The following is a 12,721-nucleotide window of genomic DNA, read 5'->3' as shown; positions in this document are numbered from 1 at the left end:
CAGTTTTCATCCGACAGTGTTCGGCATTCACATTTAGGTTTCCTCGGCTGTCCACTCACTTTCTGAAAAATGAGAGTTCCTTCAGTTCAAAGGGACTTTCTCGGTGTTCGAGTGGGCTACATTTCTTGCCAGCAGCGTCCGTCTGCAAAAAAATTTGGCCCAATTGTCCAAAATAATTTAAGACCTTGAGGTGTATTACTGTCACGACATACACAAAGGCTACTTCGTCGATAACTCTTTGAAGCATTTGTATTTGTGCGAGGCTCACCCAGAGGATCAACGGTGCGTGGCAACGCGGGGAAAAGGCACTTGAACTGTTTTCGTGCGTCCGTTTGAGAAAGCCCGTGCATGCGTGCCGAAACGCTATCGTAAAGAGCAGTCGCGACCTGTCGTTAACGGAGAGATTCTCTCTTAATACGTAAGGTGCCATGTTCTCTTCCATCCGCAATCGAATCCTCGCCGCATCAGTGTCTATCGTCGTCGGCGCTCTGTCGGTCAATACGGGGGTCAACTACCTAGTTGCTCAACGGTACAACACCCAAACCATTCATGACGCGCTAGGTGCCGTACTCACCGGACATGAAGTTGGCATCGAGGAATGGGTTGCATCAAAGACGAAAATGATCGTGTCAGTGGAAGACGCTGCGTTGAGTGCAGATCCTGTACCTGCGTTCAAGCAATTGGCGGCGTCGGGCGGCTTTACGAACGTGTACGCCGGGTATGCGGACAAAACGGCGAAATTTGCAGACGCAACCGGTATCCCTGGGGACTATGATCCGACCGGACGACCATGGTATCGGCAGGCGGTCGAAGCAAATAGGCCGGTCATTACGCCGCCCTATGTAGACGTCGCAACTGGCAAACTGGTTGTGACGTTCGCTGCGCCGATTGTGCGCAACGGTGCGGTCAAAGGAGTCGTGTCGGGCGACGTTGCTATGGACAGCGTGGTTGCAAGCGTCAAATCGATTCAACCGACACCCGCGAGCTTTGGCCTCTTGGTCGACCGAACCGGTACCATCATTGCGGCCGCCGACGCCAAACTTACGCTTAAGCCTACGACTGACGTTGCGCCCGAACTATCGGCGAATGCACTTGCATCTGCCGCCGCGGACGCAAATGCCCCGACCCTTGAAGCTACCGTCGGGGGTGCGCCCAAACTGGTGCGCGCACGTGCGGTACCAGGAAGCGACTGGGTAACCCTAGTAGCGCTTGATAAAGCGGAAGCCAATGCGGGCATGCACTCCACCTTGCTTGCATCGTTCGGCTCGTTGGCACTGATGACCCTCCTTACGGCAGCAATCATCGGCGCCGTCACGGGCGCAGCCTTTAAAGGCCTCGCTCGGATTCGCGACGCGATGCAGGCTATTGGCTCAGGCACGGGCGACTTGACGCAGCGCTTGCCTGCCGCTGGTGACGACGAAGTCGCTCAAATTGCCCGCTCGTTCAACTCCTTTGTAGGCAAGATTAACGAAGTCATGGTGCAAATCCGAGACACCAGCGACGCTGTACGCCATGCGGCGGATGAGATTGCATCCGGAAATCACGACTTGTCTCGGCGCACTGAGTCGGCCGCTGCAAGTCTTGAGGAAACTGCTGCGTCCATGGAAGAAATCACGACCACTGTGAAGCAGTCCGCAAGTGCAGCGCGCCAGGCGGACCAGACCGCAGCGACTGCTGCAACTGCAGCGTCTCGGGGCGGTTCGGTAGTCGCGGACGTCGTTTCAACCATGCGGACCATTGAAGGCGCATCGGGGAAAATCAGCGACATCATCGGTGTAATCGAGGGTATTGCCTTTCAGACCAATATCCTTGCGCTGAATGCCGCGGTTGAGGCGGCACGTGCAGGCGAAGATGGCCGCGGCTTCGCCGTTGTCGCAGGTGAGGTACGTACGCTTGCTCAGCGAAGCGCCCAAGCTGCCAAGGAGATCAAGGAGTTGATTGATTCGAGCGTCGTTAGCGTCACGGCAGGCGCATCGCTGGTGCAGCAGGCTGGCGAAACCATGAACGAGATCGTCGGCCGCGTAACGAATGTCACTAGAATGATGAGCGAGATTACTAACGCTGCGGACGAACAAACCCGAGGTATAGACGAGGTGAACCGTGCTGTCGCTCAGCTCGACGAAATGGTTCAGCAGAACGCAGCGCTTGTTGAGCAATCGGCGGCAGCCGCTTCCGCTCTGCAATCGCAAGCGACCGAGTTGACGGATGCTGTTGGCCGCTTTCGCATCGCGTAAAAAGCCGTACAAAACGGATTCGGAGAGGAACAAACCGCCTTAAGCGTTTTTCGCTTTACTCGCGCTCGTCAAACGAATGCACAATCGGCGCGGCAGTGGAGAGCGTGTCGACTCAACCTTTAACTGCAAGATGCGGTGCTTTGAGCCTAAGTGCCGTCTTGTCCGATCGCGTCAGTACAGGGAGAGTGATATCGACGAAGCTTGCGCAGAATATGCAACGCCTGTTTCTTTTCTTCCGCCGTGAGCGGCGCAGTGAATTCCTGCTCGCACTGCTTCGCGATCTGTCTGTACTCAGCCAACGCCGCACGACCTTCCACAGTAATGTCGAGGGCAATTGCGCGACGACCGTGCGGAGAAGGTGCCCGCACCAGTAACCCGTCGCTGACAAGGTCATCCACGATCCGCGTCATTGCAGAGCTGTCTTGCCCAATTAGCTTTGCAAAAACGGACTGAGTCACACCAGGATTGAGGGAAGCGACAACGAGTGTGGTCAACTTAGCGTTGCGCCGTTCGATTGGTGTTCCCTCGAAAAGTCTGGCGTGCAAACGCGCCAGATCAAAATTGAGCAAATGGTAATGATGAACGATATGCTCAGGAAGGAAATCGAGGTCCATCTCTGCATCCAGTATCAAGAAACTAAGCCTTTTGAGCCGATAGAACTTCGGTCTGTAAGGCGAACGCAGCTTAACACAGCAAGTGCATCTAGGCGCATGTCGAACGCTCGCTGACGCGCCAATTGATTGCAGGCTTTTCAGTTACATCGTAAGCGCCCAGGGAAGGCATCTAGACGGCCTGTAGTCGCAACGCCCATCAGGTTGCCAAACTGACTCGATGTGATAGCGTGTCGGTGTACCCGAATTTCTCTTTCGGATCGTTCGATTCCTGTGAGTTATCCATGCCTCTTTCCGTTGCCCAAACCAACCACGTTGCGAAGGTTTTCCCATAGTGCCCGGCTGAGATGACCGATTTCCTCGAGGCAGGTGCGGAAGTGGTGATCTACAAGCAGGATGAATGCGGCAGCGATGTCCTGCCCTACGCAATTGCCGTTGCGGGTACCGCTTTTTGGATTGATTGCTGCCAGACGCAAGAGGAGGCGACAGCGCTGGCTTCCTCCCTTGGTCTTAGAGTCGTTGCCGCGCGCCGGTAGCTGCTTGTCTGCGCACCTGGTTTCGGTACGAATGCTTAACCAATGGTGGGCGCCCAACGGTGCGGAAGCAATTGCGAGATGTCGTTGGCGCGATGAGTAGATCTCGTGAGTCAGTTGGTCGATGCGAGTTTGCGGGTAATGCAGCTCCCGTTCTAGCTCACGGACCTCTCGCCGTTTCTCCGTCACCTCCAGATCCTTGGAGTGGACCTCGGCGAGCAGTTGCGGCGCGAGGGCGCGCAACTGCTCTGGACTGAGGTCGTCGAGGTCGGCCGGCGGGTTCATGCAGACCAGTCTGCCAGAACCCCGCAAACGCGAGAAGCACAACTGTATACGTCGCCGCCGAGACGTCAGATTATGCGTATCACGCCATCTTGGCCGATCCGCTGCCACGGCAGCCCGAGCACCAAGCCCGCCAGTTGCTCATGCGTGAGTACCTGCTGCTTGGGTTCGCTGCCAGCGTGAGGCCAGGCGAACTGCCCCTCGTTCAGCCGGCGCGCTGCCAACCAGATGCCGATGCCGTCGTGGACGAGAACTTTCAGTCGATTGGCGCGGCGGTTGGTGAACAGATAGGCGTGGTGCGGATGCGCGGCGCCGAACACCTTCACCACGCGCCCCAACGCCGTGTCGAAGCCGGCCCGCATGTCCAGCGGATCGACTGCTAGCCAGATCTCGTCGACACGAATCACCGCAGCCACTCGCGCAACCATGTCGCGCATTGCGCGGCTTCGGAGACTGGCCGGCTCACTGTTATCGACTGATTGCCCCGGCGAACTTCGACCCGGATTTCGGGCGAGGCTACCTCCTTTGCCCCCATCGCAACGGGAACGAACGCTGGCAGTGGTGTCGATTGAGCTTCTACGGGGCTTTCAGACAACCGCTTCGGAAGTCTGCCTTCTGCCTGATCAAGCCAACGGCGCAATAGATTCGCGTTGAGCCGATGTTCCAGCGCGACGGCCGACACCGACACGCCGGTGCCCAAGCAAGCGGCGACAACGCGCGCCTTGAATTCTTCGGTGTAGCGCCGGCGACGGCGACGCGTCGGTAAAGCCTCTTCTTCAATAGTGTTCACGTGTCTGCTTATTCGCTTTGATGGACACGATACTCCCAAGCGCTTCAACCACGATCAAGGTGAGTTTCCAGGCCGCTTACGTTACACCGCCGAGTCGGCCCTTCATCCCTCCACGCTCGCGGCTTATCCCACAAGGCATGTAAGTCATCGGATGCGTTACCGGCTTCTCCACAGTTCGCCTGAGAACAATGCCCCATGCTGCCGGGCTCATAAGCATGTTATAAAGCCATCGGACAACGAATTGACAAGCCAATAAATTCGCTCGTGTTCGGAAATTCAGAACGACCCGTTCGTCGTTTTTTGATTGACAAATATTGAAAGATATCGCCCTTATATACGTAGGAACTTGCGATGAATCTAGTGGAAATGCTACAGGCGGCAGGCGTAGATGGTCACAAGGCTGATTTTTATCTCGCATCGCTGGAGCTCGGAGAAGCGACCGTTGCCACCATCGCGCAAAAGGCGGGGATCGGTCGCACAAATGCTTATGAAGTGCTCGACCGTCTTCTCGCAACAGGCCTTGTTGCAACTGTTCAAAAAGGTGCTCGCAGCTATGTCATTCCACAAGATCCGATAGCGCTTCTTCGACGCGTTGAATGCCAGCGCCAAGTTGTGCAAGACGTGTTGCCACAGTTGCGTGCTTTGCATAATTCCTCCGGAGGGAAACCTCAAGTTCGCTTCTTTGTCGGTGTCGAAGGTATCAAGACTGTCCTCGACGAAATGGTCGAGTCCGGAACTCAAGAGCTTCGTGCAATCATGTCGAATAGCGAACTGTTCAGAATGCCGGGTTACGAGACCATCGCGAGCGTTGTTGCCAAGCGCGTCAAGTCCGGGATCCCGCTTCGGATTATTCGCTGCGGGCCGCCTGACAATCGTGACCTCTGGCGTAGTTCGCAGCGAGAACGCCGGACGTTGAGATTCGCCCCTGAATCCTTTGACGCCGGCGTCACCACCTACCTCTATGACGATAGGGTTGCTTTTATCTCGTCAAAAGCCGAACATTACGCTCTATCGATCCAGAGCGCGGAACTCTGTGCGTTTCAAACGAATTTTTTTGAGATTCTCTGGGCTTCTAGCACGCCCGATGAAGAACGCAGCGAATTGAGTCTCAGGAGCCTGCCGTAGTGCTAGTCTTCGATCGTCCGCCCGCGTGACGATGTTTCTCGACTAGCAATTCTATCGATCCACTGACAGAGTGGCATACCGCAGGGGCGTCACGAACATTTACCTAACTAACCAGTAAGCGGTTCTTAGACAACAACGCGTAAGTCCGACGCGGTGAACTTCTGGCCAGTGCAGACAGACAATCGGCCTCTTCATGCATCTTCAAGCGATGGCTCTGGTGCCCGAGGCATCCGGACAAATCCCGGCAAATCTTCAATGCGATTAAGCCAATCCGTTAGATTCGGATATGGTTCCAATGAAATGCCGCCTTCGGGTGCGTGAGCGATGTATGTGTAGGCAGCGATGTCGGCTACTGTCAACATATCTCCAATGGCATAAACGTGCTTTGAAAAATGCTCCTCAGCAACCGAGAAGAATTTGGTCGCAATATCGATGGCAGTGACGAACGGGACCAACTCTTCATCGTAAACCACCAGGCGCCGTGCAGCGCAGGGTCCGTACGCTATTGGTCCGGAGCAGTAAGAAAACCATTGTTGAACTAACGCTTCGCGCACCGGGTCATCGGGCAACCAGTTGTCGCCGTAGGTGCGCGCGAGATAAACAAGAATGGCGGTGGACTCATGCAGTGTGACGTCTCCGTCAACTATTACCGGCACGAGAGAATGTGGATTAAGTCGACGGTATTCGAGCTGTTTTAGAAAACCACTCTTCGGGTCTACATTTATCTTTTCATATGGAAGACCTAAAAGCGACAGGAACAACTCGACGCGATGCCCGTGCCCGGAGTAAGTCATCGAATAAAGACGGATCGGCTTGTCCGGCCACTTATTTCCTCTTGATACGCCATGCTGAGATGCTGAGGAAAGCAGGTTGTCACCTTCGGCGCCATCGTCATACATAATTTCTTCCTCTCTAAGAAATCGCGAGATATCACATTACACAGCGGCATTGCTAGCCCGTGCACAACCACAGAGATCAAAAATTTAAGAGACGTCTGGCTAACGATGGCACAACCGTTTGTCTTGAAGGGTTCTGAACCAAGGTGCGCAAGTGCGGCGTTCTCGTGACCAAAATGACCTCGTTTATTCAGTCGCTTAATCGTAAGCGTCGCGCCATAGAGTGTCGCGCACACCCGTCTTTTTCAGAGGATATTTGGGTGTACATCTCTGTTTTAATTATATTTTTTGTGTATTACTGTTGCGAACGACTAAAAAGACGCGTCTGTGCTGGGTGATGGGACAGGACGGGTCCATGGAACACCTAATTACGTATGCCAAACGCTCCGCGAATGCGTGCGTCGCATCCGCCTACCTTTGGTGCTGTCACGCTACATCTTCGGACAGTCCCAGCGCGCGGTCCCATTCAGGCTCCATGGCGAAAGTAGCTGACAAAAGATCCAAAAATAACTTGACCTTCGCTGTCGCGCGATGCGAAGTTGGGTACACCGCCGAAAAGTAGGGAACCTCAGTCCGATACTCGGGCAAAACTCTCACGAGAGTTCCGTCCAGTAAGTCTTTCCAGACTATCATGGTTGGAAGATATGCAATTCCCATCGCGCGATGAGCAAATTGGTTGACTAAGTGGACGCTATTGGAACGAAGTGCGGGGGTTAACGTCACCTCCTCGTGCTGAGACCCATGGTGCAGGATCCATCGATTTCGCCACGGATAGTAACGATAACAAGCGAAATCATGCACACAAAGATCATCTGGGCTCGAAATAGGTGCGATGTTCCTTAGATATTCCGGTGAAGCGACAAATACACCTCGCATTCTGAAAAGTCGGCGTTCTATCAACGACTCGGACGCTGGCGGAAAAATCTGTAGCACAAGGTCGAAACCTTCCTGCACTGGATCGACAACTTGATCGTTTGCGAAGATGTCAAATTCGACATGCGGATGACTTTTTCGGAATGTTTCAATCACAGCGGGTAAGTGCTGTAGCGCGAATCCATTGAGCGCAGCGACGCGTAGCGTGCCCGTAAGTGCTGCGGTAATATTTTTTGATCGCTGAGAAAGCGCTTGCATGCGCTCCATCAAATCATGGCAATCTCCGTAGTATGACAGGCCAATCTCTGATAACTTAACAGCTCTGCTCGAGCGGTGAAACAGCGACACGCCAAGATGTTCTTCGAGCTGCTGCACGCGCGTGCTGATGACGGACTTTGCTACATTGAGCTGCTGCGCTGCCGATCCGAAACTACCGGATTCGGTAACCCTCACGAACGCCTCAATGCTTAAATATAGGTCCACCGTAGTCTCCTGCTATTGTTGTGTTCGTCAGTACTCATTGCGCTAGGATCGCGCCGATTTCAGCGCGTCGACCGTCGTAAGCTTCGTGACGATTAAATGAAAACCTTACCACGTCGGAATATCGCTCGCTATGCTCGATGTCCCGCGTTAGTGGCGCCTTTGAGGTAAAAACGTCTTCGAAACGGCCGCCGCAATTGGCGTCTACACGGTCTCTAAGTGCAAGTTGAGAAGGACTGGTCTAGCTACGGGAACGCCGATCCACAGGGACAGCACTCATCACTCGCGCATAGCTCACGCGTATCATCCTCGAAAGGCAAGCAAGCCAGAATTTCTGACGCAACGGATCTTTGCGCCGAGATCGTTGTCGTCAATTGCGCAAGCGGTGACGTAGGCTAACCCACCAAAATTGTTCGACACAGCTGATGAACAAGTTTTCGCTTCATCAAGCGGACTGTTGTTTAGCCGTGAGAGTTTGGCGATACAGACCTGAGATGAGGTCCGTCTCAGTGATCATTCCGACCAAGTGCTCCTCCTGATCAACCACGGGCACATGGTGGTGTCCGAAATGAGCGAACATAGGTACCAACTCTGCGATCGCGGTGTTCGTATCGACAGAACGAACCTCCGTGGTCGTGAGCGAACTAACGACTGCGTCGGTTCTCGAGGAGCGACCGAAAAGGCGCTCAACAATGCTCGCTCCTCTGCTACGCGGGACAACCACAAGATCTGGCCGAGTTACGATCCCTCGCAAACGATTCGAGGCATCTATCACAGGGAGTGCTTTCACTCGATGGCGCGCCAATAAGCGCAGCGCGCTGCGGGCACTTGTGTCGAGACCTACTGAGACCACCTGGCGGGTCATAATGTCCGCACACGTGAACTCTTTGAAGCGACGTGCGTAAGCCTGAAGTTGCGTCTCTCGTAGCAATGTCTCCAGGTCGTCGGGGTCGACGTCTAACCAGTCCTTTTGACGTGCGAGCACGGCTTCCAGATCTGCTCTTAGAAATGCAGCTGCGTCTGGTACGTTGCCTTGCACTAGGTTAGAACCCCCATCGGTTTTGGGCACTGCGTGGCCATGCGGGTAACGATGCCCCGTCAACGCATGAAACTCGATTGCACTCAACAAGAGAACAACTGATTGAACGCCCACTGGAGCAACTACGAACCCGTAGCCGAGTGTATGGATTGACTGTCCGCCCAGCACTGCCGTCAGCGCGACAGCGCCGGAGGGCGGATGTACACAGCGCAATGCGAACATTGCGCAGATAGCCATTCCTATCGCAAGCGCTGCGGCAGCGACAGGATCATGAATCAACATCGCACAGGTGACGCCCACCGTCGCTGAAACAAGATTTCCTCCGATGATGGACCAAGGCTGCGCAAGTGGGCTTGTAGGTACCGCAAATAAGAGCACGGCAGAAGCGCCCATCGGCGCGATCAAAAATGGGATGACCGACGCATCGCGGACCAGCAGGTGAGCGATACCACCTGTAAGAGCGATGCCGACGAGCGCACCAACTCCGGCGCGCAAACGTTCGGTCCACCGAAGAGTAACCGGGGCGGGGATGAACCCTCGCAACCAGCGGCGTAAATCGAAATACGGCACGATTTTCAGCTCCGAGAGATGCTCGTCATGCAGTCCGTAGGCTGTGCACGGAGGTTAGTCGAGAGATTGCAGGCGCGCTTTTCGTACGCGCCTCGAGGTTGCCGCTGCCGCTACAAGCAAGTCATTCCAACATGCTTGCCGAAGAGGGGAAAGTGCGTAGCTCACGTTACTAAGAGGTCAAATCGGCACCGCTTGAACAATCTGCATGTGGTTGCAGATATGACAACAACATCTCCACATGCATTGTCGAAACTTTCTCATGTCTGGCCTTGTCCGAGTAGTCTCGACCTACCAAAGCAAGCAGACTGGATCTGTTCGATACAGTGAAATACCCCATTCCAATCATCGTCACAGCGAAGTCCAGCGCATCAACTCCTGCCCGGAATTCACGCATCGCCACACCACGAGCGATGGTCACACGAATGGTTCGCACCAGCGGCGATATTGCTTCGCGAACCTGCGTCGATTTCTTTAAATATTGCCCTTCGTGCAGATTCTCGTTGTTTATCAGACTTGTCCAGTGCGGATTGTCTCGAAGATGCGCCCACATTGACAGCGCAAGCTTACGAATAGCGATCGCAGGTGAGACAACCTGAAGATCCAACATTGCTTCTCTTGCAGAAAATTCGGTGTACATCGCGTCGAGGACGGCGATGTAGAGTCCTTCTTTGTTTCCGAAGTAGTCGTAGAGCATCCGCTCGTTTTCTTCTGCTGCTTCTGCAATGCCGTCAATCCGTGCACCAGCTAACCCAAACATCGCAAATTGGGTTATAGCCGCGTCAAGGATGCGCTTTCGTGTCCCCTTAGGGTCCCTCTTGACTCTTTGCTGTCTCATTTTTTCCTTCTGTTCGAGTTCACTCTGCTGGAGCCCTCGATTTTTCGTATATATGTCGTACAGCGCGGTCACCGCGGCTCAGATGCTTTCCGCAGCGAGAGATTGATTTGGCCACCGAGCTCCACTACCCGGCTTGCAGGCAAACTGTAGTACTCGGCGGCATGAGCAGTGTTACGGGCGAGAAATGCGAAAAGCTTTTCTCGACACGAGGTCACCACCGAGGTTCCGCCTTGAGCCCGAATTGAATCTCGTGCGAGGAAGAACGATGTATCGGCGACGTCGTAATGCCAACACGGGATACGTCCTTCCACGAGGCGCAGCGCGGCTGGTAGATCCGGAACTTCCATCCAACCGTGGCGAACTCTGACCCCAAAGCATCCTCGGCCGAGACTTTCAACGATGGCCTTGTCTGGTCCGTCAACGAATGGCATCGCCTCGGTTGTTCCTGCGATGAAGATGTTCGTATCATGAAGGACACGGTTATGTTTCAGGTTGTGCATGAACGCGGTTGGGGTCACGCCGACGACGCTGGTCGGAAATACAGCGGTACCCTCCACCCGCGTCGGTCTATCACTGCCATGAAGCAGCGAGCGCAGGACTACTCGCAGCGGCGGGTTCTCTTTTTTGATGTGCGCAATAAGGATCGCACGCCCGTGATGCCATGTCATGAGGACTGTGAACAACACGGTCCCAGCGAGCAGCGGAAACCAGCCCCCTTCGACCACTTTCCTCGCGTTGCTCGAGACAAAAAGCACGTCAACCATTGCCAAGGGGCCGATGATTCCTAAAGCCTTGCGGCGACTCCAGCACCATGAGGTTCGCGCGATGACGAACATGAGAACAGTGGTGAGAAGCATTGTCGAAGCCACGGCGATGCCGTAGGCCGAGGCAAGACTGCCCGACGAGCGGAACAACAACACCAATAAGATCACAGCCAAACACAGCGAGCGATTCACGAATGGAACGAAAACCTGCCCCAAGGCTTGCGTAGAAGTGTGTACCACCGACAATCGAGGAAGCAGACCGAGTTGCACCGCTTGATTGGTCATGGAGAACGCACCGGAGATGACCGCTTGCGAAGCGATGACTGTGGCACCAGCCGCTAAAGCTACGAGCGGTATCAGAGCCCAACCAGGCGCCGACATGAAGAAGGGCTGCTGAGCGGCAGATGGTTCGCTTAACACCAATGCCGCCTGGCCGAAGTAATTGATGACAAGACTAGGAAGGACCAGCGCAAGCCACACTAGGCGGATTGGCTTCTTCCCGAAATGTCCCATGTCAGCATAGAGCGCTTCGCCACCAGTCAGCGCAAGGAACACCGATCCCAAAACGACAAACGCCGTCTTCGGGTTGTCCGCTACGAAATTGAAAGCGTAACTGGGCAAAGCGGCCTCAAGCACCGTGGGATGCTGAACCACGTGTAACACGCCAAGCGCAGCGAGGATCAGGAACCACGTGACCATCACTGGGGCAAACAACTTGCCTACCAACCCCGTTCCAAACCTTTGAATAGCAAACAGACAGATGAGAATCGCAAGGGATACCGGAACAATCCAATGCGTCAGCGACCTGCTTACAAGCGAAAGCCCCTCCACGGCCGAGACCACTGACACGGCGGGCGTGATCATCGAGTCTCCGTAGAACATCGCCGCACCGAAGACTCCAACGACGAGGAGCACGCTTCGTAGATGCCGAGGGGCTGCTCGTGAAGACAGGGTGGCCAACGTAAGTATGCCTCCCTCCCCGCCACTATCGGCGCGCATCACGAAACAAACATATTTGAATGTGACGACGACGAGTATCGACCAAAGGATCAGCGATACCACTCCGAACACGTTCGTCTGAGAAACCCCTCCTGCGGCCTTTAAACACTCCCGCAGCGTGTAAAGCGGGCTCGTACCGATATCTCCGAAAACGACTCCGATGGCACCAAATGCCAACGCAGAGGTTCCCTGTTTGGGATGCGACATATTCAGAGTGGATGCGGACATAAATCCTCGCCGATATCTGAGGTGTCTCTAGGTTCGACAGGTCGCTACGTCACGTCCGCTGAGAACAGTAAGCTTCACGTGTTTGCGGTAGTTGCCGAACGTTGTAGGGCTTCGTCGCATTCGCGTTAAAGCGCCCAACTAAGACCAGAGTGTGTCCTTGACGCGCTGACACTCTCACCAAGTCCAAATTCAATTCCGCTGCTACGAGCGTTCGCCGGTCTTTACCGCGGTAGCAACGACTGCATCTGCTGCTGCCATCGCCTCTTCGCGCGATAGCGCTCTTCCACTGGCGACATTCCCGCTGCCGTGAAACGATTCGATCTCCCAGCACCATTCACCTGTCAACTCGTCCTGCCAAACGCAGGCGCGTCGATGGGCCATCGAGTGCAAATTAGGATCAAGCTCTCGTATCCACGACGGAAAATCTGCCTCTTCACTACAGCACCAACCACTCATTCCCCG

11 protein-coding genes are annotated in these 12,721 nt (G+C 54.7%); 2 read left to right on the top strand and 9 right to left on the bottom strand.

All coding sequences use genetic code 11. From position 1 onward, the window contains the following. Nucleotides 1–428: 428 nt before the first annotated feature. A complete protein-coding gene (locus tag BG60_RS30065; RefSeq protein ID WP_033536606.1) occupies nt 429–2,234 on the top strand; it encodes a methyl-accepting chemotaxis protein in 1,806 nt (601 codons plus the stop codon). Between the two features lie 146 nt (nt 2,235–2,380). Here BG60_RS30065 and BG60_RS36450 read toward each other — a convergent pair whose 3' ends face one another. The 4 genes from BG60_RS36450 to tnpA form a co-directional block, all read right to left on the bottom strand. Continuing rightward, a complete protein-coding gene (locus tag BG60_RS36450; RefSeq protein WP_051996704.1) occupies nt 2,381–2,848 on the bottom strand; it encodes a MarR family winged helix-turn-helix transcriptional regulator in 468 nt (155 codons plus the stop codon). A gap of 275 nt (nt 2,849–3,123) precedes the next feature. Next, the gene (locus tag BG60_RS40225) at nt 3,124–3,663 is read right to left on the bottom strand and encodes a hypothetical protein (RefSeq protein WP_051627191.1); all 540 of its coding nucleotides are present in this window, start codon (nt 3,661–3,663) and stop codon (nt 3,124–3,126) included. 65 nt (nt 3,664–3,728) lie between these two features. Further along, the gene (gene tnpB, locus BG60_RS30050; protein ID WP_096031063.1) at nt 3,729–4,097 is read right to left on the bottom strand and encodes an IS66 family insertion sequence element accessory protein TnpB; all 369 of its coding nucleotides are present in this window, start codon (nt 4,095–4,097) and stop codon (nt 3,729–3,731) included. Beyond that, nucleotides 4,064–4,450 (bottom strand): IS66-like element accessory protein TnpA, encoded by a 387-nt coding sequence (gene tnpA / locus BG60_RS37345; RefSeq protein ID WP_075583583.1) that lies wholly within the window; start codon nt 4,448–4,450, stop codon nt 4,064–4,066. Before tnpA ends, tnpB begins: the two co-directional genes overlap by 34 nt. Before the next feature lie 351 nt (nt 4,451–4,801). Between tnpA and BG60_RS30045 the strand changes: the two genes are divergently transcribed. Continuing rightward, nucleotides 4,802–5,575 (top strand): TrmB family transcriptional regulator, encoded by a 774-nt coding sequence (locus BG60_RS30045; protein WP_033536607.1) that lies wholly within the window; start codon nt 4,802–4,804, stop codon nt 5,573–5,575. Between the two features lie 191 nt (nt 5,576–5,766). Here the strand turns inward: BG60_RS30045 and BG60_RS37340 are convergent, their stop codons facing one another. The 5 genes from BG60_RS37340 to BG60_RS30025 all read right to left on the bottom strand — a co-directional run bounded on the left by BG60_RS37340 (nt 5,767) and on the right by BG60_RS30025 (nt 12,259). Continuing rightward, nucleotides 5,767–6,474, bottom strand: a complete 708-nt coding sequence (locus tag BG60_RS37340; RefSeq protein WP_075583582.1) for a glutathione S-transferase family protein — start codon at nt 6,472–6,474, stop codon at nt 5,767–5,769. Between the two features lie 423 nt (nt 6,475–6,897). Next, the gene (locus tag BG60_RS30040) at nt 6,898–7,827 is read right to left on the bottom strand and encodes a LysR family transcriptional regulator (protein WP_033536608.1); all 930 of its coding nucleotides are present in this window, start codon (nt 7,825–7,827) and stop codon (nt 6,898–6,900) included. A gap of 442 nt (nt 7,828–8,269) precedes the next feature. Then, nucleotides 8,270–9,433, bottom strand: coding sequence for an HPP family protein (locus BG60_RS30035; RefSeq protein WP_033536609.1), 1,164 nt, complete (start codon nt 9,431–9,433; stop codon nt 8,270–8,272). 169 nt (nt 9,434–9,602) lie between these two features. Then, nucleotides 9,603–10,268: a TetR/AcrR family transcriptional regulator gene (locus tag BG60_RS30030; RefSeq protein ID WP_033536641.1), complete on the bottom strand. Its 666-nt coding sequence runs from the start codon at nt 10,266–10,268 to the stop codon at nt 9,603–9,605. Between the two features lie 68 nt (nt 10,269–10,336). Then, a complete protein-coding gene (locus BG60_RS30025) occupies nt 10,337–12,259 on the bottom strand; it encodes a potassium transporter Kup (RefSeq protein WP_080443013.1) in 1,923 nt (640 codons plus the stop codon). Nucleotides 12,260–12,721: the final 462 nt, after the last annotated feature.

The sequence above is a fragment of the Caballeronia zhejiangensis genome, from assembly GCF_000698575.1.
In the GTDB taxonomy this organism is placed as follows: domain Bacteria; phylum Pseudomonadota; class Gammaproteobacteria; order Burkholderiales; family Burkholderiaceae; genus Caballeronia; species Caballeronia zhejiangensis.
This window is presented reverse-complemented; position numbering and strand designations above follow the sequence as displayed.

What these genes read in the sequence shown, in the direction of transcription:
- BG60_RS37340 (WP_075583582.1), bottom strand. Translation starts at nt 6,474, where the DNA reads ATGTATGACGATGGCGCCGAAGGTGACAACCTGCTTTCCTCAGCATCT.
- BG60_RS30065 (WP_033536606.1), top strand. Translation starts at nt 429, where the DNA reads ATGTTCTCTTCCATCCGCAATCGAATCCTCGCCGCATCAGTGTCTATC.
- BG60_RS40225 (WP_051627191.1), bottom strand. Translation starts at nt 3,663, where the DNA reads ATGAACCCGCCGGCCGACCTCGACGACCTCAGTCCAGAGCAGTTGCGC.
- BG60_RS30030 (WP_033536641.1), bottom strand. Translation starts at nt 10,268, where the DNA reads ATGAGACAGCAAAGAGTCAAGAGGGACCCTAAGGGGACACGAAAGCGC.
- BG60_RS30025 (WP_080443013.1), bottom strand. Translation starts at nt 12,259, where the DNA reads ATGTCCGCATCCACTCTGAATATGTCGCATCCCAAACAGGGAACCTCT.
- BG60_RS30045 (WP_033536607.1), top strand. Translation starts at nt 4,802, where the DNA reads ATGAATCTAGTGGAAATGCTACAGGCGGCAGGCGTAGATGGTCACAAG.
- tnpB (WP_096031063.1), bottom strand. Translation starts at nt 4,097, where the DNA reads ATGCGCGACATGGTTGCGCGAGTGGCTGCGGTGATTCGTGTCGACGAG.
- BG60_RS36450 (WP_051996704.1), bottom strand. Translation starts at nt 2,848, where the DNA reads ATGGACCTCGATTTCCTTCCTGAGCATATCGTTCATCATTACCATTTG.